This window comes from Thermithiobacillus tepidarius DSM 3134 (assembly GCF_000423825.1).
In the GTDB taxonomy this organism is placed as follows: Bacteria; Pseudomonadota; Gammaproteobacteria; order Acidithiobacillales; family Thermithiobacillaceae; genus Thermithiobacillus; species Thermithiobacillus tepidarius.
On record NZ_AUIS01000027.1, the window covers coordinates 14,443 to 38,544 of the forward strand.

Below are 24,102 nucleotides of genomic sequence, written 5' to 3' on the forward strand. Positions count from 1 at the left end.
GCGCTCATCCTGGTGGCTTGATTTCAGTGGTACAGCAACACTTCGTCATGATGCGGAGGCCCCTGTCGACATGATGCTGATGAGTCACCCCACCGGCAATTCCAACGTGCGCAACGCGGCGCTGGCTTTGGCCGAAGCCGGGATGCTGGGAGAGTTCTGGACCTGCGTCAGTTGGAATCCGGATTCCTGGCGGAGCCGGCTGCTCCCGGCCGGCCTGCGTACCCAGTTTGCGCGCCGTGCCTTGCCGGATCCGGTGCAGCCTTACGCGCGCTACTTCCCCTGGCGAGAGATGGGCAGGCTGATGGCGGTGAAATTCAGCGGCAAGCGCCTGATCCGCCACGAGCGCGGCCCGTTTTCGGTAGACGCCGTCTACCGCACCTTGGATAAGCGCGTATCCGCGCGCTTATCCAAGCTGTCGGCCTTGCAGGGGGTTTACGCTTACGAGGATGGCGCCGCCGCCACCTTCCGCGCTGCGCGGGAAAAGGGGCTTGCCTGCGTTTACGATTTGCCCATCGGCTACTGGCGGGTGCATCGGGAGGTCCTGCGCGAGGAAGCCGAGCGCGAGCCGGAGTGGGCCGGGACCCTGGCCGGCAATCTGGACAGCGAGGAGAAGATGGCACGCAAGGATGAGGAAATCCACTTGGCGGATCAGGTCATCGTGGCCAGCAGCTATACCAAAAAGACGCTGGCGTTGGCGCCGGACATGCGTGCGCCCATTCACGTCATACCTTACGGCGCACCCCTGCTGCCCATGCTGGGCCCGGACGCCAAGGCGCCGGCCCGCAAGTTGCGGGTGCTTTTCGTCGGCTCGCTGGATCAGCGCAAGGGCTTGGCCTACCTGCTGAAGGCCGTCGGCCTGCTTGGCGGCGAGATCGAGTTGACCCTCGTCGGTCGGAAGCCGCAGGCCCACTGCGCGCCTCTGGAAGCCGCCCTGAAGGTGCACCGCTGGATTCCCTCGCTCCCGCATCGAGAGCTCCTGCAGGAATACGGCAGGCACGACGTCTTCGTGTTTCCTTCCCTGTTCGAAGGCTTCGGCCTGGTCATACTGGAAGCCCTGTCCCAGGGCTTGCCGGTCATCACCACGCCCCACACGGGCGGACCGGACATTCTCGAAGAAGGTCGGGACGGCTTCATCGTTCCCATCCGCTCCCCGGAGGCCATCGCGGAAAAACTGCTGTTGCTGGCTCGCGACCGGGACTTGCTCCAGGCCATGAGCCAGGCGGCGCGGCAAAAAGCCGCCATGCTTCCGTGGGAAAACTATCGCCAGCGGCTGGTCAGCGTCATCGGAAACGCACTAGGAGGAAGACATGATAACGGGCGAGGCTAGTAGTAGAGGAGTGCGCAGTGCCGCCTGGCAGATGCCGTTCATGCAGTCGGCCGTCGAATCCCGGGAAGCGGTTCGCAAGCGGATCGTAACCCTGGTCTTCGTGGTCTACTGGCTGCTCATCTTCGAGGGCGTGCTGCGGAAATGGGTGCTGCCGCAACTCAGCGATGTGTTGTTCTTCCTCAAGGATCCCTTCGTCATCGCCATTTATTATCTGGCGTTCCGCTATCGGCTCTGGCCGCAGAACTCGACCATGTTCTGGCTCGGCGTGCTGCTTGCCGCCCTTTACATTCCGCTGGTCCTGCTGCAGGCCATCTCGTATGACTTCCCGATCCTGGTCTCGGGCTACGGCTGGCGCAATTACTTCTTCTACCTGCCGCTGGCTTTCATCATCGGCTGCAACTTCCGCGGCGAGGACCTGGCGCGCCTGGTGAAGTACACGCTGCTGGTGGCGATTCCGCTGGCCGTGCTGGTCTTCTTCCAGTTCCTGTCGCCGCCGGACGCCTTCGTCAACAGGACCTACAGCGAAGACGCGGAAATCTTCACGGTCACCAAGGACATCGTCCGCACCTACGGCACCTTCACCTTTACCACCGGTCAGGTGATCTTCGTGGCCAGCACCATCGCCATGCTGCTGGCCGTCTGGATTCTGCCCAAGGACCAGCGGCCCCTGCATCCCATGCTGCTGATCGCGGCCACCGTGGCGGTGATCACCAGCTTTGCCGTGAACGGCAGCCGGGCCATTTTCTTCTACACGGCGCTGACCCTGGCGGCTACCGTCTTCAGCGGCATCATCGCCGCCAAACAGCGCATCCGCTTCCGCGCGGCCATCCTGCCCATCGTGCTGGCCACTGCGGGCGCGTTGATCTTCATCAACGTCTTCACCACTTCCTGGGAAGCCATCCAGGAGCGCCAGCAGGTTGCCTCGGGCATCGAAGGCTCCCCCGTGGCGCGCGCGCTCAAGAGCTTTACCGAGTTTACGAACTACATCATCGAAACACCCGTGCTGGGGCACGGGGTGGGCTACGGCACCGGCGGCGGCGCCAAGCTCGCCACCGGCAAGATGGACTTCACCCTGGTGGAAGACGAGTGGTCCCGCGTGCTGCTCGAATCCGGCGTCGTCCTGGGGCTCCTCTACATCGCCTATCGCATTCTGCTGGTGTCCTGGCTCTTCGTGCAGGCCGTGCGGGCGACGCGCCGCTCGCACAATCCGTTGCCGCTTGCCCTGCTGGGCTTCATCGGCATCGTGCTGCTCAACGGCCAGATCACTTCCCAGGGCACCATCATGGGCTATGGCTGGCTCTTCGCCGGCTTCCTGATGGCGGCGAACCGGCTCGGCCTGCGCCCGGGCTCGGAAGCGGATGCCTGGAAATGAAAGAGCCGGCCGCATGAAGGTCTTGCTGCTGGCCAACTATCGTCCCGACGGCCAGGAGAGCATGCAGCGCTTCGCCGACATGCTCTCCGACGGCCTGACGCAGCACGGCCATGAAGTGCGCGTGCTCAGGCCCGAGCCGCGGCTGCTGAAGGCCGGCGGTACGCCCAAAAAGCTGGAGAAATGGCTGGGCTATGTCGACAAGCTGGTGCTCTTTCCGAGCGTCCTGCGCGAAGCCGCGCGATGGGCGGACATCGTGCACATCTGCGACCACTCCAATGCGTTCTACGTAAAGTATCTGGATGGCCGGCACCACCTCGTGACCTGTCACGACATGCTGGCAATCCGCTCGGCCATGGGCGAAATCCCGCAGAACCGCACCCGCTGGTCGGGCCGGGTCCAGCAACGCATGATCCTGCGGGGCCTGCGGGCCGCGCAGCACATCGCCTGCGTGTCGCGCCAGACGCAGAGCGAGGTCCAGCGCATCGTGCAGCGGCCCGAGGGCGACACCACGTTGGTCTACAACGGCTTGAACTATCCGTACGCGCCCATGGGTTGGGCGGCGGCGGATCAGCGGCTCGGCAAGCTGCTGGGTGCGGCGCCCGGGCCCTTCTTCCTGCACGTGGGCGGCAACAACTGGTACAAGAATCGGCCCGGCGTGCTGAAAATCTTCAGGCGCCTGGCCGTCATGCCGCAGTTTCGCGAGCACCGGCTCCTGATGGTGGGCAAGCCGTGGACGCCGGCCATGCGCCAGTATGTCCACGCGCATGGCCTGGCGGAGCGGGTGCTGGAAATCCACAACGTGGATAACGAGGATCTGCGCGCCTGCTATTCCCGGGCCAGCGCACTGCTTTTCCCCTCGCTTCAGGAGGGCTTCGGCTGGCCCATCGTCGAGGCGCAGGCTTGCGGCTGCCCGGTGGTCACCAGTCAGCGGGCACCAATGACGGAGGTGGGCGGCAGCGCCGCCGTGTACATCGATCCTGAGCAGCCGGAGGCGGCGGCCGGCATCATTGTCAGCCGGCTCGCCGCCGCCGAAGCGATCCGCCAGGCCGGCCTGAAGAACGCCCAGCGCTTTTCCCCGGATGGCATGATCACCAGCTACATCCGTCTCTACGCCGAGGTTTGCAATGAAAATCCTGCGTTCGATCAGATCCGTGAACCCCGCCGTCGGCGGTCCTGTTGAGGGCGTCAAGCAGGTCTCCCGGGTCATGGAAGACATGGGGCATCAGGTGGAGATCGTCTCCCTGGATGCGCCGCACGATCCCTGGGTTGCGGAGTTCCCCTTCCGGGTCCATGCCATGGGGCCGGTCGGCGGCAAGTACGGCTATTCAGCCCGGCTGGTGCCATGGCTGCGCGAGCACGCGCCGCGCTATGACGCCGTCATCGTGCATGGCCTGTGGCAGTACTCCAGCTTCGGCGTCTGGCGGGCGCTGCGCGATCTGCCGGTCCCTTATTTCGTCTACGCCCACGGCATGCTGGACCCCTGGTTCAAGCAGGCCTACCCGCTCAAGCACCTGAAAAAGTGGCTTTACTGGCCCTGGGCGGAGTACCGGGTGCTGCGCGACGCCAAGGCCGTCTTCTTCACCAGCGAGGAGGAGCGCAGCAAGGCCGGCCGTTCCTTTTGGCTGTCGCGCTGGAATGACATGGTGGTCAATTACGGCACCGCCAAGCCCATGGGCGATGCCGCCGCCCAGCGGCAGACGTTTCTGGCGCGCCACCCGGAGCTGGCGGGCAAGCGGGTGCTGCTGTATCTGGGACGAATCCACGAGAAGAAGGGCTGCGATCTGCTCATCCAGGCGTTTGCCCGGGTCGCGGGCAGCGACCCGGCGCTGCACCTGGTGATGGCCGGGCCCGACCAGACCGGCTGGCAGCGGGAGCTGCAGGCGCTGGGCGAGCGGCTGGGCATCGCGCAGCGGATCACCTGGACCGGCATGCTGAGCGGCGATCTCAAATGGGGCGCCTATCACGCGGCCGACGCCTTCGTGCTGCCTTCGCATCAGGAGAATTTCGGCATCGTGGTCGCCGAGGCCCTGGCCTGCGGTCTGCCGGTGCTGATCTCCAACAAGGTGGACATCTGGCGCGAGATCGAGGGGGCCGGTGCGGGACTGGTGGCCAACGACACTCTCGACGGCACCGCCGACCTGCTGGCGCGCTGGCTGGCCCTGCCGCCGCAGGGCCGGGCGGAGATGCGCCAGCGCGCCAAAGCCTGCTTCCAGCAGCATTTCGACATCGAAAATGCCGCGCGGCATCTGATCGATCTGTTCCAGCGCGGCGGAGTGCTGGGCGGAACGGGCGCGAAGGTCCGCGGCGCGGCCTAGGACGCACAAAGTTTTTGCAGTCGGTGCTTGAGCGGTAACCACTCTCAACATGCGCACAATCACAAAGAGGTGATGCTATGGAAAGTTCGGAATCGACCCTGCTGGCTGCTTCCCAGGTGGTGGACTTCCCCAACGGCGAGGCCGCGCCCAGGAAGAAATGCTGCCGCGCCTGCGGCGCGGAGCTGCAGCATGCCTTCGTGGATCTCGGTATGTCGCCCCTGGCCAACTCCTATCTGAAGGCCGCCGACCTGGACCGCATGGAGCCCTTTTACCCGCTGAGCACCTACGTCTGCGACCAGTGCCTGCTGGTGCAGCTGGAGGAGTTCGAGAGCCCCGAGGCCATCTTCGGCGATTACGCCTATTTCTCCTCCTACTCCGACAGCTGGCTCAGGCACGCCAAGGCCTACACGGAGATGATGGTGGCGCGCTTCGGTTTCGATGCCGGCAGCCAGATCATGGAAATCGCCAGCAATGACGGCTACCTCCTGCGCAACTTCAAGGACATGGGCATCCCCGTGCTCGGCGTGGAGCCGGCCCGCAACGTGGCCAAGGTGGCCGAGGCGGCGGGCATCCCGACCGTGGTCAAGTTCTTCGGCGTGCAGACCGCCCAGGAGCTGAAGGCGCAGGGCCGGCAGGCGGACCTGCTGATCGGCAACAATGTGCTGGCCCACGTGCCGAATCTGAACGACTTCGTCGGCGGCATGAAGATCGTGCTGAAGCCGCAGGGCATCATCACCATGGAGTTCCCCCACCTGCTGCAACTGATGCAGCAGAACCAGTTCGACACCATCTACCACGAGCACTTCTCCTACTTCTCCTTCCTGACCGTGGAACAGGTCTTCGCCCGCCATGGCCTGACCCTCTTCGACGTGGAGGAGATCCCCACCCATGGCGGCTCGCTGCGCATCTACGGGCGGCATGCCGAGGACGCCGGCAAGCCCGTCTCCGAGCGGGTAAGCCGCCTCAAGGACAAGGAGCAGCAGGCCGGCCTGGACGAGCTGGCCACCTACGCCGCCTTCGGCCAGCAGGTGCGCGAGACCAAGCACGCGCTGCTGGACTTCCTCATCCAGGCCAAGCGCGCGGGCAAGACGGTGGTGGGCTACGGCGCGCCGGCCAAGGGCAACACCCTGCTCAACTACTGCGGCGTGCGCACCGACTTCATCGACTACACCGTGGATCGCAATCCGCACAAGCAGGACCGCTTCCTGCCGGGTACCCACATCCCCATCCACGGCCCGGAGATGATCGAGCAGACGCGGCCGGACTATCTGCTGATCCTGCCCTGGAACCTGAAGGAAGAGGTCATGGAGCAGATGGCGCATATCCGCACTTGGGGCGGCCAGTTCGTCGTGCCCATTCCGACGCTGCAAGTGTACCCGTGATCCCGCTCGCCCTGGGCCGGGCCGCCCGCTGACACCGCGGAGCAGCCCCGGCCCCGCCCGTGCGCCGCGGCGCGACTCGCTTGCCGCAGGCCACGGGAGCTTCGGCAGAAGCCGCGGCTTCTGTCAAAAAGCACCCTCATCGCTTACTCACCAACGTATCGAGGATCCCATGGCGAACGGCGACGGATTCAGCATGCGGGTCACCGGCTTCTGCGGCCTGGGCCAAGGGACGCTGGCGCAATGCTTCGCCAGCGGCTCGGTGGAGGACATCATCCAGGCGCCCGGCGACTTCTGCATTGCCTTCGAAGGCCAAGGAGAGACCATGCTGCTCTCCTCGCTCTACTGCGTCACCAACTATTTCTACGCGGATACGCCCGACGGCTTCTTCCACGGCGCGTCCGTCATGGAGGTGCTGCAGCAGGCGCGGCTGCCGTGGCGCACCAATTACCGGGCGCTGGCGGACTTCATCCAGCTCGGCCACGTGGTGGACAACGACAGCCTCCACGCGGCGGTGCGGCGGGTTCCGCCGGCGAGCATGCTCAGATACAAGGACGGCAAGCTGTCCATCACCACCTATCCCTGGGAGCGCTTTCATCACCGCCAGGTGCCGCAGAACGATCCCGCCCAGGCGCTGAATGCCCTGAACCAGTTCATCGGGCGCTATGCCGACGATGACACCATCGTGTCCATGTCCGCCGGCTTCGATTCCCGCGTCATCCTCAGCGCCATGCTGAAGAACGGCATCAAGCCTAAGCTGCTGTGCATGGGCTTCGACCGCAGCACGGACGTGCAGGCGGCACGCTTCTTTTCGAAGAAGTTCGGGCTGGAGCTGGACTGCGTCGAGCTGTCCATGGACGACTACGTCGACCAGGGCAGAAAGATCGCCAGCCTGACCAACGGCACCAAGAGCGCCGAGAACTGGCACACCAGCGTCTATGTGCACAAGAGCGGCTACGCCCCGGGCTCCCGCATTCTGATCGGCTCCAACGGCGAGTTCGCGCGGACCTATTACCTGGACCGGGGCATCTGGGGGCTGGCGGGCCTGGTGGCGGATTACGGGGGCAGCCAGGCCATCCAGCAGTTCTGGCGCAAGAAGCTCAAGCAGTCGTTCGCGCCGGACGAAGCCGCCCTGTTCCCGGCGGAGCTGCAGTACCAACTGAGCGGGGAAGGGCTGGAACAGCGGATCGACCGGCTGACGGCGCTGAGCAATCCGCGGCTGCTGCCGGGCCTGGACCGCTTCTACCTGAACCAGCGGGTCCGCAACTTCATCGGCAACGGCCTGAAGCTGGTTGCCGAACGCTATCAGTGGCACAGCCCCTTCCTCGATCAGAACTGGGTCTCGGCCGTCGAGGGCCTGGACCGGCAGTGGAAGCTCGGGTCCAACTGGCACCGCTACGCCATCGCGCAGAACCACCCGGAAATCCTGGAGTTTCCGCAGACCGGCTACGCCGGCCCCATGCGCGAACGGGCACCTTTCCTGTACTGGCTGCTGTGGAAAAAGGGGGCGGCGGAGGTCGGCTATGCGGACTACGACACCTGGTTCAGGCAGGGGCCGCTCTACGACCGCTTCATGAGCAACAGCCCCGCCCTGGAGCGCTTCCTGGGGGCTGACTATGTCCGGCGGCTGCAGCAAACGGGCACGCAGGCATACTCGGCCCCGAAAATGGGCATGCTGCTGGCCCTTTGCGAGTTCGGCGCCGGCATCGACGAAATGAGACTGGCGGGCTAGGCCGGGCCGGTTTTCCACGCCCCTCAGGTGCGACCAAGGCCGCTAGCCGGCGGGCGCCGCTTCTGGAATGGTGGCGATACGAATAGCCCGCTCCCTGTGGGGCAGCTTGCTCAGCGCCCGCAGATCAAAAAAGCAGCGCGGGCGATGAATGCGGGGCAGGCGATCTGGCAGACGACCTGGCCTTGTTTCTCCACTTCCTGCATTTGAAAAGAACCCATGAAAATTCTCATATGCGGCATCAACTATGCCCCGGAGCTGACCGGCATCGGCAAGTACACCGGGGAAATGGCCGAGTGGCTCGCCGCCCAGGGCCATGAGGTGCGGGTGGTCACCGCGCCGCCCTATTACCCGGCCTGGCGGGTGGGGGAGGGGTACACGGCCGCGCGCTACCGGCGCGAGCAGCGCAATGGCGTGGATGTGTGCCGGTGCCCCTTGTGGGTGCCCCGGCAGCCCAGCGGCCTGAAAAGAATCCTGCATCTGACGAGCTTCGCCCTGAGCAGCCTGCCGCCGATTCTCTGGCAGGGCTTGCGTTGGCGTCCGGATCTGGTCTGGGTGGTGGAGCCGCCGCTCCTGTGCGCGCCCGCCGCCCTGCTGGCGGCCCGCCTGGCCGGCGCGCGCGCCTGGCTGCACGTGCAGGATTTCGAGGTGGATGCGGCCTTTGAATTGGGCCTCTTGCCCGACGGCCCGTTGCGGCGCTGGGTGGAAGGCTTCGAGCGCTGGCTGATACAGCGCTTCGATCGCGTGTCCAGCATTTCCGACCGCATGGTGGAACGCCTGATCAGCAAAGGCACGATGCCGGGGCGGCGCCTGCTCTTCCCCAACTGGGTGGACACCGACGCCGTCCATCCGCTGGGACGGGAGAGCCGTTTCCGACAGGAACTCGGCATTAAGGCGGATACGGTCGTAGCCCTCTACTCCGGTAACATGGGCGAAAAACAAGGACTCGAAATCCTGATCGAGTCTGCACAAAAACTGGCGGATGTCCCGGAGATCCTGTTCGTGCTGTGTGGGGACGGCGCCGCGCGCCAGCGTCTGCTGAAGATGGCGGACGGGGCCGCCAACATCCGTTTTCTTCCGCTGCAACCCAGCGAGCGTTTGAACGAACTGCTTAACCTCGCGGATATCCATTTGCTCCCCCAGCGGGGAGACGCGGCCGACCTGGTGATGCCCAGCAAGCTGACCGGCATGCTGGCTTCCGGACGGCCGGTGGTGGCGACGGCGCATGCCGGCACCCAGGTGGCGCGGGTGGTCAGCCAATGCGGGCTGGTGGTGGCGCCGGAGGATGCGGACGCCCTGGCGGCGGCGGTGCGGCACTTGGCAGCGCGCCCAGACGAGCGCGAGACGCTGGGACATGCCGCGCGTCACTATGCGGTGTCGCACTGGGGGCGGAACGAGGTGCTGACGCGCGCCTTCCAAGGCGCCGCGTGAACCCGTTCCGCGGACAACAATATTCACGCTGCAAGCCGAGGCAGACAGTACTATCCGACAAGGGGGCATGCATGAAAGCAGTGATTCTGGCGGGTGGCTACGGCACGCGCATCAGCGAGGAAACGCAGATCCGGCCGAAGCCCATGGTGGAAATCGGCGGCAAGCCGATCCTGTGGCACATCATGAAGATCTATTCGGCCCACGGCATCAATGACTTCATCATCTGCTGCGGCTACAAGGGCTACATGATCAAGGAGTACTTCGCCAATTACGCCCTGCACATGTCGGACATCACCTTCGACCTGAGCAGCGGCCAGATGACCACCCACTCCAACGCCGCCGAGCCCTGGCGGGTGACGCTGGTGGACACCGGCGAAGGCACCATGACCGGCGGCCGGCTCAAGCGCGTGCGGCACCACCTGGGCGACGAGACCTTCTGCCTGACCTACGGCGACGGCGTCTGTGACGTGGACATCACCCGCCTGATCGAGTTCCACAAGCGCCAGCAGACCTATGCCACCCTGACGGCGACCCAGCCGCCGGGCCGCTTCGGCGCCTTCACCCTGGAGCATGGCCAGGATCGCATCGTCAGCTTCCGCGAGAAGCCCGACGGCGACGGCGCCTGGATCAACGGCGGCTTTTTCGTTCTGGAGCCGGAAGTGCTGGACTACATCGACGGCGACAGCACCGTCTGGGAGCAGGAGCCGCTGCAACGGCTGGCGCACGACGGCCAGCTCTCCGCCTACAAGCACAGCGGCTTCTGGCAGCCCATGGACACGCTGCGCGACAAGCACTACCTGGAGGAACTGTGGGCTTCGGGCAAGGCGCCCTGGAAGGTGTGGTACACCACCCGCCGCCCGGAGGTGGAAAGCGTCTACACCGGCAAGGAGCGGCGCGCTCCCCTGCGGGAAGCCGCGGTGAACTCCTAGGCCGCGCCATGCCCAACTCCGACTTTCTGGTGATCGGCGGCGGCGTCATCGGCCTCAATATCGCCCGCGAGCTGCGGCAGCGCCATCCGGACGCCGACGTGACCCTGATCGAGAAGGAAAGCGGCTGCGGCCAGCACGCCAGCGGCCGCAACAGCGGCGTGCTGCATGCCGGCTTCTACTACACTCCCGACAGCCTCAAGGCGCGCTTCACGCGCGACGGCAACCGGCTGCTGACCGACTACTGCGAGCGGAAAGGCATTCCCATCAACAAGTGCGGCAAGCTCGTGGTGGCCAGGGATGCCGACGATCTGCCCTTCCTGGACGAGCTGCTGGCCCGGGGCCGCAAGAATGGCGTGGAGCTCTACGACATCGACGAGGTCGAGGCGCGCAGCATCGAGCCCCGCGTCATCACCCACCAGCGTGCCATCTTCTCGCCGAACACCGCCTCGGTGAACCCGGCGGACGTGATGCGGGCCATGCAGGCCGATGCGGAGCGCGAAGGCGTGCGCATCCACCTGGGCGTGCGCTACCTGCAGCAGAAAGGACGCAGCGTGCGCACCTCCGCGGGCGACTACCAGGCCGGCTACGTGGTCAACGCCGCCGGGCTTTACGCCGACAAGATCGCCAAGGACTTCGGCTTTTCGGAGCGGTACCAGATCCTGCCCTTCAAGGGGCTGTACCTCTATTCGGACGAGCCGCCCGGCTCGGTGCGCACCAACATCTACCCGGTGCCCGACCTGCGCAATCCCTTCCTGGGCGTGCACTACACCGTGACGGTGGACGGCCGCGTGAAGATCGGCCCGACGGCCATTCCCGCCTTCTGGCGAGAGCAGTACCAGGGCTACGGCCGCTTCAGCCTGCCCGAGTTCGCCGACATCGCCCGGCTGCAGTTGGGGCTCTTCACCCAGTCCAGCTTCGACTTCAAGCGCCTGGCCATGGAGGAGATGCGCAAATACTCGCGCAGCCGCATGGTATCCCTGGCCGCCGGCCTGTTGCGCGACGTGGACCAGCGCCACTACCTGCGCTGGGGCAAGCCCGGCATCCGCGCCCAGCTGCTGGACGTGCGGAGCCGCAAGCTGGAAATGGACTTCGTGCTGGAAGGGGATGACCGCTCCATGCACGTCCTGAACGCCGTGTCGCCCGCCTTCACCTGCTCCATCCCGTTCTCGCGCCACGTGTGCGACCGGATCGAGGCGGCAGTGCATTAAAGATCAACGAAACTGGCAACTTTCCTCACCGCGGCTTTTCATTCTGGAGGCTGAAATGAAGATCCTGATCACCGGCAACATGGGCTACATCGGTCCGACCGTCATCCGGCAGTTGCGCGCCTCCTATCCGGAAGCGACCCTGATGGGCTTCGACATGGGCTACTTCGCCCACTGCCTCACCGACGCCGAGATCTTCCCCGAATGCCGTATCGACGTGCAGCACTTCGGCGACATGCGCCAGTTGCCGGACACGCTGTTGTATGGCGTGGACGCAGTGGTGCACCTGGCCGGCATCTCCAACGATCCCATGGGCAACAGCTTCGAGCAGGTGACTCTGGACATCAATCTGCGTTCCAGCATCGAGCTGGCCAAACAAGCCAAGGCCGCCGGCGTGCGCAGCTTCGTCTTCGCCTCCAGCTGCAGCGTCTACGGCTTTGCCGAGGACGGCGCGCGCACCGAGTCCTCCCCGGTCAATCCGCTGACGGCCTACGCCAAGTCCAAGATCCACACCGAGCGCGAGATCGAGCCGCTGGCCGACAAGGATTTCCGGATCACCAGCCTGCGCTTCGCCACCGCCTGCGGCATGAGCGAGCGCCTGCGCCTGGATCTCGTGCTCAACGACTTCGTGGCGGGGGCGGTGAGCGGCGGCAAGATCACCATCCTGAGCGACGGCACCCCCTGGCGGCCGCTGATCGACATCAAGGACATGGCCCGCGCCATCGACTGGGCGGTGGACCGGCCGCTGGACGCCGGCGGTGCCTTCGTGGCCGTGAACGTCGGCAGCAACGAGTGGAACTACCAGGTCCGCGATCTGGCCGAGGCGGTGGCCAAGGTCATCCCCGGCGTGGAAGTTTCCATCAACAAAGACGCTCAGCCCGACAAGCGCTCCTACCGGGTCAGCTTCGATCTCTTCAAATCCCTGGCGCCCCGGCACCAGCCGCAGGTGGACCTGATGACCGCGGTGCGGGAGCTCAAGGAGGGCCTGGAGCGCATGCGCTTCAAGGACCAGAATTTCCGCAATTCCCAGTTCATGCGCCTGAAAGTGCTGACCCACCTGCGCGAGCAGAGGCTGCTCACCGACCAGCTGACCTGGGCCCGCGCCGAAGCGCACACGCCGCGGCTGGCCGCCGTGGGAGCCTGAGGCGCGCAACGAGGCGCCATCGCGGGTACGCCCGCTCCTGCGCTGCATGTTTTGGACGTAGGAGCGAGCTTGCTCGCGATTTAAGCCTCATGCTGCACACGAATGACGGCAACAGCCACATCCGCCGCTTGCCGCCCTACAGGACGAAGCATGATCTTCACGGAAAGCAAACTGCCTGGCGCATTCATCATCGAGGTCGAAAAGCGCAGCGACGAGCGCGGCTTCTTCGGCCGCAGCTGGTGCGCCCGCGAATTCGAGACGCATGGATTGTGCACGCAGATGGTGCAAAGCAACATCTCCTTCAATCATCGCAAAGGCACCCTGCGCGGCATGCACTTCCAGAAGCCGCCCTACGGCGAGGCCAAGCTGATCCGCTGCACCCGCGGCGCCATCTACGACGTCATCATCGACCTGCGGCCCCAGTCGCCCACTTACAAGCAGTGGCTCGGCGTGGAGCTGACGGCGGACAACTACGCCATGCTCTACGTGCCGGAAAATTTCGCCCACGGCTTTCAAACGCTGACGGACGATGCCGAAGTCTTTTACCAGATCTCCCAATATTACACCCCCGGCGCCGAGGGCGGATTGCGCTGGGATGATCCGGCCTTCAAAATTCAATGGCCGCAAGCGCAGCCCAGCGTCATTGCCGAAAAAGACAAGCAGTGGCCCCTGTTTCGGGAGGTCCGGGAAAAAGCTTTGTAATTGAGTCGCTTGTCGTGCTGGCGCGAAAATCGGCCGTGGTAATCCCGCAACAATAATAAGCCCTAAGTAAGATGCCAAAACCTCAGGCCCTGGGGTTAAATAAAGCCAATTAATCAAATCAAAAGCGTGCATCTGCTTGCACGCAGAAAGTCTTCATTCATCCCATTCCTTCTGTTTACTTCGGAGCTGCACATGATCATCGTGGACAAGGCGCTGCAAAGAAGGGAAGACGAAGGCAATCCCATTCGGATCGGCATGGTCGGGGCGGGCTTCATGGGGCGCGGCATCGCCCTGCAGATCCTGTCGGCCATGGTCGGCATGCGCCTGGTGGCCATTTCCAACCGCAACCCGGCCGAGGCCGAGCGCGCCTACCGCGAGGCGGGGGCGGACGAGGTCCGGCCGGTGGCCACGGTGGCGCAGCTGGAAGACGCCGTTGCCCGCGGGCAATATGCCGTCACCGACGACGCCATGCTGCTGTGCGAGGCGGGCAACATCGATGCCATCATCGAAGTCACCGGCGACGTGGAGTTCGGCGCCCATGTGGTCATGCGCGCCATCGAGCACGGCAAGCACGTGGTGCTCATGAACGCGGAGCTGGACGGCACCATCGGGCCGATCCTCAAGGTCTACGCCGACCGCGCCGGGGTGGTGCTGACCAATGCCGACGGCGACCAGCCGGGCGTCATCATGAATCTGTACCGCTTCGTCAAGTCCATCGGCTGCAACCCGATCATGGCCGGCAACATCAAGGGCCTGCACGATCCGCACCGCAATCCGGAGACCCAGAAGGCATTCGCGGCCAAGTACCATCAGAAGCCGCACATGGTGTCTTCCTTCGCCGACGGCACCAAAGTTTCCTTCGAAATGGCCATCATCGCCAACAACACGGGCTTCCGGGTGGGCAAGCGCGGCATGTACGGCCCCGACTGCGCCCACGTCACCGAGGCGGCCAAGCTCTTTCCCCTGGAGCAGATGCTCAACGGCGGCCTGGTGGACTACATCGTCGGCGCCGAGCCCGGCCCCGGCGTCTTCATCCTCGGCTACCAGGAGCACCCCATCCAGCAGCGCTATCTGAAGCTCTACAAGCTGGGCGATGGGCCCCTGTATACCTTTTACACGCCGTACCATCTTTGCCACTTCGAGGCCCCGCTGACCGTCGCCCGCGCCGTCCTCTTCCAGGACGCGGCCGTGGCCCCGCTCGGCGGGCCGGTGGTGGATGTGGTCACCGCGGCCAAGCGCGATCTCAAGGCCGGCGAGGTGCTGGACGGCTTCGGCGGCTTCATGTCCTACGGCATCGCCGAGAACGCCGACGTCTGCCAGGCCGAGAAACTGTTGCCCATGGGTTTGTCCCCGGGCTGCCGGATGAAGCGCGACGTGCCCATGGATCAGGTGCTGACCTACGCGGACGTGGAACTGCCCCAGGGCCGGCTCTGCGACCGGCTGCGCGCGGAACAGGATGCCTACTTCGCCTCTGCGGCAGTGCCCGCGGCGGTGGTTGCCTAACGGGCGCTGACGCCGCCCGTCCGGTTAAAGGAGCGAATTTTGGCTACTCAGTTGCCTTTGGTCAGTGTGATCATTCCGGCTTACAACCGGTCGCAGTACCTGCGGGAAGCCATTGCCGGCGCCGTCGCCCAGACGTATCGCAACATCGAGATCATCGTTTCCGACGACGCCAGCCCGGACAGCCCGGAGCCGTTGGTCCGCAGCTTCAACGACCCGCGCATCCGCTTCCGCCGCAACGTGAGAAATCTCGGCATCGGCGGCAATGTCACCGTCGCCTGCCGCGAGGCGCAGGGCAAGTACCTGGCCTTTTTGAACGATGACGACGTGTGGCATCCGGATTTTCTCGAAAAGCTGGTGCCGCCGCTGGAAGCGAATCCTGATTTGGTCATCGCCTTTTCGGATCACTATCTCATGGATGCGGATGGCGCGATCGACTTTGCGGCTACGGAGCAAAATACCCGCCGCTACAAGCGCGACCGCTTGCGGGAAGGGGTCTACAAACCGTTCATTCGCATGGCCCTGCTGGATCTGACCGTGCCGGCGGCCATGGCCACCGTGTACCGCAGGGACGCCATTGAGTGGGACGTGCCGCCGCAGGCGAGCTACAACTACGATTTCTACTTCATGTATCTTGCCTGCCGCGATGGACGAGGGGCCTATTACTGTCCGGAACGGCTGACGCGCTATCGCAGCCATGGCAGTTCAGCAACCGCCGCTGTGGGCATGCATCTGGCAGGCTACTTCGTGCATTGGTACGAGCGTTTTTTGCAGGACGAACGTCTGCGCCCGTTTCACCCGCTCTTCAGAAAGAAGTTGGCGCAGCGGAACCAGACCTGGGGTTATGCCTTGCTGAGCGAGGGCCGGCTCTCGGAAGCGCGCGGCAGGCTGATGGCAGCGCTTCGCGGCGGCAGGCTCAACCCGGGGCTGCTCACCGCGATCCTGCTCAGCTACACCTCGCCGGCACTGGTTGGCGGGGCACTGGCTACTTATCGGTCCATCAGGTCCGCGTTGTGAGGACAGTGGCATGGAAAAGCGCACAGCAGTCGAAAGGGAGTGATGAAAACGCTTGGGGGGAGGCCGGCGCACAGGTGGGGCGTGGGCATCCGGGATAGATCATCACAGCTGTAGAAAGACAACGGAGGGGAGCGCATGTCCATCACGGCAGAAGCACAAAAATCCTTGGTAAGCGTCATTATTCCAACCTATAACCGTCCGAAATACCTGCCGGCCGCCATCGCCAGCGCCGTTGCCCAGACCTATCGCAACATCGAGATCATCGTCTCCGACAATGCCAGTCCGGAGAGCCCGGAATCGCTGGTCCGCAGCTTCAACGACCCGCGCATCCGCTTCCGCCGCAACGGCACCAACGTCGGCATGCTGGCCAACTTCCTGGCCGCCGTGCGGGAGGCCAAGGGCAAGTACGTCGCCTTTCTCCACGATGACGACACCTGGCTGCCCGAGTTCCTGGAACGTCTGGTCCCGGCACTGGAGGAAAGCCCGGATCTGGTGCTGGCTTTCTCCGACCTGCATTTGATGGATGCCAAAGGCGCCATCGACCGCGCCGCGACCGAAAGGCACAAGCTCCACTACAATCGCGGCGGCCTGGGCCAGGGCATCTACAAGCCTTTCATTCGGCTGGGCCTGGTGGACCGCGCCGTGCCCGCGGTCATGAGCACCATTTATCGCAAGGACGCCATCGACTGGAACGCTTTCCCGCCGGAGTCCGAGCATACCTACGATCTGTACCTGACCTACCTCGCCTGCCGCGACGGGCAGGGGGCCTACTATTGCCCCGAGCGCCTCACCAACTACCGGGTCCACGAATCCCAGGTGACCAATACCGGCCGCCTCAAGCTGGCCAAGTCCTTCGTCTTCTGCTACGAGCAGTTCCTCAAGGACGAACGCCTGCGCGCCTATCACCCCGAGTTCCGGAAAAGGCTCGCCTTCCACCAGGAAGCGCTGGGTTGCGCCCTCCTGCGTGCCGGCCAGGCCCACGAATCGCGCCAGGCGCTGCTGAAGGCGATCAGAGGCGGGCGCGTCAATCTGCACACCGTCGGCGCGCTCATGGTGGGAGCGGCTCCCAAGCCGCTCAGCAGCCATATCGTGGATGACAAAAAAAAGCCGCCGGTGACCCTGCCGCCTGCCACCGTGTCCCAGGCCGGAGGCCAGAAGGCGTGAACGGCAATACGGCAAAAGGCCGGCTGGAGACTATCTGCATGGCATGGCAGAATGCTGCAGCCGCTGTTGCCGGCCTGCGCTCGGCCCGAAATTCCATGCCGGCTTTCTCCGGTGCGGCGCTTTCAGCTGCGACGTGCCATCCGGATCGCCAGGCTCGCTCGTGTCAACCCTGCAGAATAAGCAGAAAGAGGAGTATTCCATGCTGACCCCCGTCATCCTGTCCGGCGGTGCCGGCACCCGCTTGTGGCCGGTCTCCCGCGAGGCGCATCCCAAGCCTTTCATGATGCTGCCCGAAGGCCGCAGTCTGTTGCAGAAGACCCTGCTGCGGGTGGCTGGCATTCCCGGGGTGCAGCGCGTCCTCACCTTGACCAACCGCGAGTACTTCTTCAAGACCAAGGACGAGTACACCGCCGTGAAGGCCGCCGCCGATCTGGCTTTCGACTACGTCCTGGAGCCCTGCGGGCGCAACACGGCCCCCGCCATCGCCATGGCGGCCCTGCGCCTCCTGGAAGCGGACGGCCCCGAAGCCACCCTGTTGGTGCTGCCGGCCGACCACCTGATCGAGGATCAGGCGGGCTTCGAGCGCGCGGTGCAGCAGGCCGCGCATCTGGCCCGGGACGGCTATCTCGTCACCTTCGGCATCCAGCCCAATTATCCGGAAACCGGTTTCGGCTACATCGAGACCGGCGAGACGCTGGCCGCCGATGCGGGCAACGGCGGCGAGACCGTGGCCTGCGCCTCCGGACTGGCGCCCTGCCTGGTGAAATGCTTCGTGGAAAAGCCCGACTTCATGACGGCCACGGAGTACGTGGCCTGCGGCCGCTTCCTGTGGAACTCGGGCATGTTCTGCTTCAAGGCCGAAACCTTCCTCGACGCGCTGCGGGAGCACGCGCCGGAAGTGCACGAGCGCGCCCTCAGGTGCTGGGAGGCAACGGCGTGCGACAGCGCCCCGGTGGAACTGGACGGCACCCACTTCGCCAACATGCCCGACATCTCCATCGACTATGCGGTGATGGAAAAGGCGGCACGGGTGGCGGTGGTGCCCGGTGATTTCGGCTGGAGCGATATCGGCTCCTGGAGCGCGGTCAGCGAACTGACGCCGCCGGACGAGATGGGCAACCGGGTTGCCGGCGAGGCCGTGCTGGTGGACAGCACCAACTGCTACGTCCAGAGCGACGGGCGCTTGGTGGCGGCGGTGGGGGTCGACAACCTCATCGTCGTGGACACGCCCGACGCCCTGCTGATCGCCAACCGCGACCGCGCCCAGGACGTCAAGAAAGTGGTGCAGGAACTCAAGCTCCTCGACCACGAGGCCTATCGCCTGCACCGGACCGTGTCCCGGCCCTGGGGCACCTATACGGTGCTGGAAGAGGGTCGGGGCTTCAAGATGAAGCGCATCGTGGTGAAGCCGGGTGCGGCCCTGTCCCTGCAGATGCATCACCACCGCAGCGAGCATTGGGTGGTGGTGTCCGGCACCGCCCGGGTGGTCAACGGCGACGGCGAGATCCTCGTTCGCACCAATGAATCCACCTACATCCCGGCGGGCACGCCGCACCGGCTGATCAACCCCGGCGTCATCGATCTGGTCATGATCGAGGTGCAGAGCGGCGAATACCTGGGCGAGGATGACATCGTCCGCTTCGACGACCGCTACGGTCGCGCCTGAGCGGCAGGCGCCGCGCAGGCTGCAGGAGAGCGAGCGGGCTCATGATCGACGGGCCGAGCACGCGGACAGCGGCGGCAGCAGAACGTATTGATACCCGTGCTGGATGCGCTTCTCAGGCCAAGCACACGGATCTTCGCAACAACAGCGCAGTAAAGGATCGACTCAGGCTACACGCATAACAACCATTTAAACCCGCGCGGGCTGAGCCACTAGCCACGCACTGGATGATTGCTGGACGCAGGAGGGCTGCATGAGTAATGTCGTCGTCTCCCAACAAGCATCGGTACGGACTTTCTTCTGCTGCGCTCGTGAGGAAAAATTTCTTCTGCTGGGCGGCGATATCCTGGCGCTGCTGCTGGCCTTTTTCCTCGGCCGCACCGGCTATTGGCTATGGAGCGGCTCTTCGCTGGCGGAGATGACCAGCGCCTACGCCGGCTGGTGGGGCTTTCAGGGCGAGCTACGTTTTTCCCTCTATCTCGGCTTGGTCTTCATCGCCGTATTCTGGTTCTGGAACCTGGGCCACTACTCCCAGCGCAAGCCCTTCTGGGATGAAATCCAGCAGACCCTGAAAGTCCTGTCGGTGGTCGCGGTCATGGACGCGGCCCTGGTGTTCTTCGGCAAATGGGAGTTCTCCCGCGCCTGGTTGGTGACCACCTGGGCCCTGGCCCTGCTGTTCATTCCCTTCTTCCGCGTCCAGATCAAGCGGGCGCTGATCCGCGCCGGCGGCTGGGTGCGGCCCACCGTCATCCTCGGCATCGGCCAGAACGCCAAGGATGCCGCCAAGGCCTTGTGGAGCGAGCCGCTGCTCGGCTTCGACGTCATTGCCTTCCTGGCCGTGCCCTCCCAATCCGAGCAGGACCGGCAGCCGCTGCCCGAGCACGTGGAGCTGGAAGACCGCTGCGTGCCGGTGCTGCCCCTGGGCGACCAGCCCGAAGCGGTCCTGGAGACGCTGGGCAATCCGCACGTGGTCGTCGCCCTGAATTTCCGCGGCTGGTACGAGAACCAGGCACTGCTGCAGCGCCTGAGCATGCGCCAGACGGACATGAACATCGTGCCGGCCATCGGCGGCCTGCCGCTCTTCGGCATGGAGATCACCCACTTCTTCCGCCACGAAGTGCTGCTGCTGCGGGTGCGCAACAATCTCTCGCGCACCGGGGCGCAGATCGTCAAGCGCAGCTTCGACATCATCGCCTCGGGCATCCTGCTCCTCTTGCTGGCGCCCCTGATCGCCTTCATCACCTGGCGCATCCGCCGCGAGGACGGCGGCCCCGCCTTCCTGTCCCAGGAACGGGTCGGACGCAACGGCAAAATTTTCAAGTGCCACAAGTTCCGCAGCATGGTCCAGAATGCCGACGAAATCCTGGCTCAATGGCTGCGCGAGCGCCCCGAGATCCGCGAAGAGTTCTCCCGCAACTTCAAGCTGAAGAACGATCCGCGCGTCACCGCGGTCGGCAAGTGGATCCGCAAGACCAGCCTGGACGAGCTGCCGCAGCTCTGGAACGTGTTCGTCGGCGAGATGAGCTTCGTCGGCCCGCGGCCGTTGCTGGAGCGCGAGCTGCCCACCTACGGCCCGTCCATCGAGATGTACAAGGAGGCGCGGCCGGGCATCACCGGCGTCTGGCAGATCAGCGGCCGCAGCGAGACCTCCTTCGCCGACCGCGTCTACCTGGATGCCTGGTACGTGAAGAACTGGTGCCTCTGGTACGACATCGTAGTGCTGCTCAAGACCGTCCAGGTCGTGCTCGCCCGCAAGGGGGCCTACTGACGGCCCGCCGGGCGATGGGCAATGCGGATGTTTACGCTGGCTTCACTTTAGAGCGGTTTTCCTCGCAGGTTCGCACAACGAAGAGATATGGGGGTAATTCATGGCTTTTGTTTTGGGCATCAATGCATACCACGGCGACGCCGCCGCCTGCCTCATCCAAGACGGCAAGCTGATCGCGGCGGCGGAGGAAGAGCGCTTCCGCCGGATCAAGCACTGGGCCGGTTTCCCGTCCGAAGCCATCCGCTACTGCCTCGATGAAGCGGGCATCAAGCTCGACCAGGTCGATCACGTCGCCATCAATCGCGATCCCAAGGCCAACATCTGGAAGAAGCTGAGCTTCACCCTGGCCAAGCGGCCCGATTTCGGCCTGGTGCGCGACCGCATCAAGAACGCGCGCGAGTGGGCCTCCATCGAGGAGGAGCTGGGCCGCGCCTTCCCCGGCGAGCGCTTCCGCGGCCAGGTGCACAACATCGAGCACCACATGGCGCATTTGGCGTCCGCCTTCCTGGTCTCGCCCTTCGAAGAAGCGGTGGCCGTCTCCGTGGACGGCTTCGGCGACTTCGCCAGCGCCGCCTGGGGCGTGGGCCGGGGCAGCGAGATCACCGTCGAGGACAAGGTCTACTTTCCGCACTCGCTGGGCATCTTCTACCAGGCCCTGACCCAGTACCTGGGCTTCCCGCACTACGGCGACGAGTACAAGGTCATGGGCCTGGCGCCCTACGGCCAGCCGCGCTACATGGACGAGATGCGGCGCATTGTCGCCCTGCAGGACGACGGCTCCTTCCGCCTCAACCTGGACTACTTCCGCCACCACAAGGAAAAGGTCGAGTACGAGTGGGAAAACGGCATCCCCGCGGTCGGCCGCCTCTTCACGCCCGCCTTGGAGGAGCTGCTGGGCAAGGCGCGCGACAAGAGCGACGAACTCACCCAAAAGCACAAGGACATCGCCCGCTCGGTGCAGGCCATGTACGAGGAAGCCTTCTTCCACCTGCTCAACACCCTGCACCGGCGCCACGGGCTGGACGCCGTCACCCTGGCCGGCGGCTGCGCCATGAACTCGGTGGCCAACGGCAAGGTGTACCGCAACACGCCCTTCAAAAAGGTCTACATCCAGTCCGCCGCCGGCGACGCGGGCGGCGCCATCGGCGCGGCCTTCGTGGTCTGGCATCAGGTCAGCCAGGACCCGGCCCGCTTCGTCATGGACCACGCTTACTGGGGCCCGCAGTTCAGCGACGATGCCGTGGGCGAGCTCGTGGCCGGCAAGCAGCAGGCGCTGGCGGACGAACGCTGCTCGGTGGAGCGCGTGCAGGACGAGGCCGAGCTGTGCCGCCGCACCGCCCAGGCCATCGCCGAGGGCAAGGTGGTGGGCTGGTTCCAGGGGCGCATGGAGTGGGGCCCGCGCGCCCTGGGCAACCGCTCCATCGTCTGCGACCCGCGCCGCGCCGACATGAAGGACATCCTCAACCTCAAGATCAAGCGCCGCGAATCCTTCCGTCCCTTCGCGCCGTCCATCCTGCGCGAGGCGGTGCCGGCCTGGTTCGAGACCGACGACGACGTGCCCTTCATGATGCAGGTCTACCAGATCCGGGAGGACAAGCGTCCCGAGATCCCCGCCGTCACCCACGTGGACGGCTCCGGGCGCCTGCAGACGGTCTATGCGGACACCAATCCGCGCTACCACCGGCTGATCAAGTCCTTCGAGGAGCTCACCGGCGTGCCCATCGTCCTCAACACCTCCTTCAACGAGAACGAGCCGGTGGTCTGCCGCCCCATGGAGGCGCTCGACTGCTTCCTGCGCACCAAGATGGACGTGCTGGTGCTGGGCGACACCTTCATCAGCCGGCGCGAGGCCGCAGAGGGCACCGAGCCGGCCGGCTCCGAAGCCAACGCGGACGCCGCTGACGGCATGGCGGACACCGGCACTTACGCCGGCGGCAGGACGCGGCGGGTGGTGCCCTGAAGGCCGCCCGAGCCCGCTCCTGCATCGCACGCTGGACGTAGAAGCGAGCTCGCCCGCGATCTCGCCAATCGTAGGAGCGAGCTGGCTCGCGATCGGCCTTTCGTCCGGCGTGATTCGCGGGTAAGCCCGCTCCTGCAACGTCCGGCACGCAGCGCAGGAGCGGGCTTGCCCGCGATCCGCATCGCTCCCTCTCCCCCGGGAGAGGGCCGGGGCGAAGGCGATGTCTCCCGGTGCCGTCCGCCTCCTGAGGGAAAACCATCCCTCCATGCCATGCTTGCCCGCCATCCCGCCACTCCCGATAATCTACTGACTATCCCTCACCGGAGACACCCATGAAGGACATCCTGGTCGTAGGCGGCGCCGGCTACATCGGTTCGCACATGGTGAAAATGCTGCTCCAGGCCGGCCACCAAGTGACCACGCTGGACAACTTCTCGGCCGGCTACCAGGACGCCGTGCTCGGCGGCGAGCTGGTGGCCGGCGACCTGGCCGACCGCGAGCTGCTCGACCATTTGTTCCGCGACCGGCGCTTCGATGGCGTCATGCACTTCGCCTCCTACATCCAGGTCGGCGAGTCGGTGCTCGATCCCGGCAAGTATTACCGCAACAACTTCACCAACACCCTCAACCTGCTGGACGCCATGGTGCAGCACGGCGTGCGCGCCTTCATCTTCTCCTCCACCGCCGCCATCTTCGGCGAGCCCCGGTACATCCCCATCGACGAGCAGCACCCCAAGGCGCCCATCAACCCCTACGGCCGCAGCAAATGGATGGTGGAGCAGGCATTGGCCGACTACGACCATGCCTACGGCCTCAAATCCGTGGCCCTGCGCTATTTCAACGCCGCCGGCGCCGACCCCGACGGCCAGCTCGGCGAGCGCCACGATCCCGAAACCCACCTGATCCCCCTGGTGCTGCAGGCCGCCTCCGGGCGGCGGCCCCACATCACCGTCTACGGCCGCGACTACGACACCCCCGACGGCACCTGCATCCGCGACTACATCCACGTGCTCGACCTGTGCCAGGCCCACCTGCTGGCGCTGGAGCAGCTCTGGGCGGGCGGGGAAAGCGCGGCCTACAACCTCGGCAATGGCCAGGGCTTTTCCGTGCAGGAGGTCATCGACACGGCGCGGCGGGTGACGGGGCGTGAAATCCCGGTGCTGGACGGCGAGCGCCGCGCCGGCGACCCGGCGCGCCTGGTGGCCGACAGCCGGCGGGCGCAGGAAATCCTGGGCTGGCAGCCACGTTACGCCGACCTCGCCACCATCATCGAACACGCTTGGCGCTGGGAGACGCGCCTCAAGGGATAGGGGGAGATGAGCCTTTAGGCGGCATCCACCGCGTCGGAAATGACAGGAATGGGGAGAGCAGAGGGAGAGAAAGAGGAAGAGGGAGGAAGAGGGAGGAAGAGGGAGGAAGAGGGAGGAAGAGGGAGGAAGAGGGAGGAAGAGGAAGAGGAAGAGGAAGAGGAAGGAGCGGCTTCAGTCGCGAACACCC

General features: G+C 65.1%; 18 protein-coding genes. All 18 read left to right on the top strand.

Annotated features, from left to right (window positions below):
* Window positions 1-70: 70 nt before the first annotated feature.
* The 18 genes from G579_RS0111595 to galE all read left to right on the top strand — a co-directional run bounded on the left by G579_RS0111595 (window position 71) and on the right by galE (window position 23,915).
* A complete protein-coding gene (locus G579_RS0111595) occupies window positions 71-1,327 on the top strand; it encodes a glycosyltransferase family 4 protein (RefSeq protein WP_028990318.1) in 1,257 nt (418 codons plus the stop codon).
* Window positions 1,308-2,699 carry a hypothetical protein gene (locus G579_RS0111600; protein WP_155989833.1) on the top strand — a complete coding sequence of 464 codons (1,392 nt, stop codon included), beginning with the start codon at window positions 1,308-1,310 and terminating at the stop codon, window positions 2,697-2,699. Before G579_RS0111595 ends, G579_RS0111600 begins: the two co-directional genes overlap by 20 nt.
* 13 nt (window positions 2,700-2,712) lie before the next feature.
* Window positions 2,713-3,879: a glycosyltransferase gene (locus tag G579_RS0111605; protein ID WP_028990320.1), complete on the top strand. Its 1,167-nt coding sequence runs from the start codon at window positions 2,713-2,715 to the stop codon at window positions 3,877-3,879.
* Window positions 3,824-5,014: a glycosyltransferase gene (locus G579_RS17270; protein WP_051181507.1), complete on the top strand. Its 1,191-nt coding sequence runs from the start codon at window positions 3,824-3,826 to the stop codon at window positions 5,012-5,014. The genes G579_RS0111605 and G579_RS17270 overlap by 56 nt, the downstream gene beginning before the upstream one ends.
* Before the next feature lie 77 nt (window positions 5,015-5,091).
* Complete coding sequence (locus G579_RS0111615) at window positions 5,092-6,396, top strand: class I SAM-dependent methyltransferase (RefSeq protein ID WP_081662758.1); 1,305 nt, start codon at window positions 5,092-5,094, stop codon at window positions 6,394-6,396.
* Between the two features lie 169 nt (window positions 6,397-6,565).
* On the top strand, window positions 6,566-8,125 hold the full coding sequence (locus tag G579_RS0111620) for an asparagine synthetase B family protein (RefSeq protein ID WP_028990322.1): 1,560 nt from the start codon (window positions 6,566-6,568) through the stop codon (window positions 8,123-8,125).
* Between the two features lie 216 nt (window positions 8,126-8,341).
* Window positions 8,342-9,553, top strand: a complete 1,212-nt coding sequence (locus G579_RS17275; RefSeq protein ID WP_051181509.1) for a glycosyltransferase WbuB — start codon at window positions 8,342-8,344, stop codon at window positions 9,551-9,553.
* A 71-nt stretch (window positions 9,554-9,624) separates the two neighbouring features.
* Window positions 9,625-10,482 (top strand): glucose-1-phosphate cytidylyltransferase, encoded by an 858-nt coding sequence (rfbF, locus tag G579_RS17280; protein ID WP_081662759.1) that lies wholly within the window; start codon window positions 9,625-9,627, stop codon window positions 10,480-10,482.
* A gap of 8 nt (window positions 10,483-10,490) precedes the next feature.
* Window positions 10,491-11,690: an L-2-hydroxyglutarate oxidase gene (gene lhgO / locus G579_RS0111640; RefSeq protein WP_028990323.1), complete on the top strand. Its 1,200-nt coding sequence runs from the start codon at window positions 10,491-10,493 to the stop codon at window positions 11,688-11,690.
* Window positions 11,691-11,745: 55 nt separating this feature from the next.
* On the top strand, window positions 11,746-12,831 hold the full coding sequence (locus G579_RS17285) for an NAD-dependent epimerase/dehydratase family protein (protein WP_051181511.1): 1,086 nt from the start codon (window positions 11,746-11,748) through the stop codon (window positions 12,829-12,831).
* A gap of 150 nt (window positions 12,832-12,981) precedes the next feature.
* Window positions 12,982-13,533: a dTDP-4-dehydrorhamnose 3,5-epimerase gene (rfbC, locus tag G579_RS0111650; protein ID WP_028990324.1), complete on the top strand. Its 552-nt coding sequence runs from the start codon at window positions 12,982-12,984 to the stop codon at window positions 13,531-13,533.
* A 192-nt stretch (window positions 13,534-13,725) separates the two neighbouring features.
* Window positions 13,726-15,036 carry an NAD(P)H-dependent oxidoreductase gene (locus G579_RS0111655; RefSeq protein ID WP_028990325.1) on the top strand — a complete coding sequence of 437 codons (1,311 nt, stop codon included), beginning with the start codon at window positions 13,726-13,728 and terminating at the stop codon, window positions 15,034-15,036.
* Window positions 15,037-15,075: 39 nt separating this feature from the next.
* Window positions 15,076-16,050: a glycosyltransferase family 2 protein gene (locus G579_RS17290; protein ID WP_211218728.1), complete on the top strand. Its 975-nt coding sequence runs from the start codon at window positions 15,076-15,078 to the stop codon at window positions 16,048-16,050.
* A 135-nt stretch (window positions 16,051-16,185) separates the two neighbouring features.
* Window positions 16,186-17,214 carry a glycosyltransferase family 2 protein gene (locus G579_RS17295; RefSeq protein ID WP_051181515.1) on the top strand — a complete coding sequence of 343 codons (1,029 nt, stop codon included), beginning with the start codon at window positions 16,186-16,188 and terminating at the stop codon, window positions 17,212-17,214.
* Between the two features lie 199 nt (window positions 17,215-17,413).
* A complete protein-coding gene (locus G579_RS0111670) occupies window positions 17,414-18,880 on the top strand; it encodes a mannose-1-phosphate guanylyltransferase/mannose-6-phosphate isomerase (protein WP_028990326.1) in 1,467 nt (488 codons plus the stop codon).
* 250 nt (window positions 18,881-19,130) lie between these two features.
* On the top strand, window positions 19,131-20,645 hold the full coding sequence (gene wbaP, locus G579_RS0111675) for an undecaprenyl-phosphate galactose phosphotransferase WbaP (RefSeq protein WP_081662760.1): 1,515 nt from the start codon (window positions 19,131-19,133) through the stop codon (window positions 20,643-20,645).
* A gap of 100 nt (window positions 20,646-20,745) precedes the next feature.
* Window positions 20,746-22,605 (top strand): carbamoyltransferase family protein, encoded by a 1,860-nt coding sequence (locus G579_RS17300; protein ID WP_081662761.1) that lies wholly within the window; start codon window positions 20,746-20,748, stop codon window positions 22,603-22,605.
* Between the two features lie 332 nt (window positions 22,606-22,937).
* Window positions 22,938-23,915: a UDP-glucose 4-epimerase GalE gene (gene galE, locus G579_RS0111685; protein ID WP_028990328.1), complete on the top strand. Its 978-nt coding sequence runs from the start codon at window positions 22,938-22,940 to the stop codon at window positions 23,913-23,915.
* Window positions 23,916-24,102: the final 187 nt, after the last annotated feature.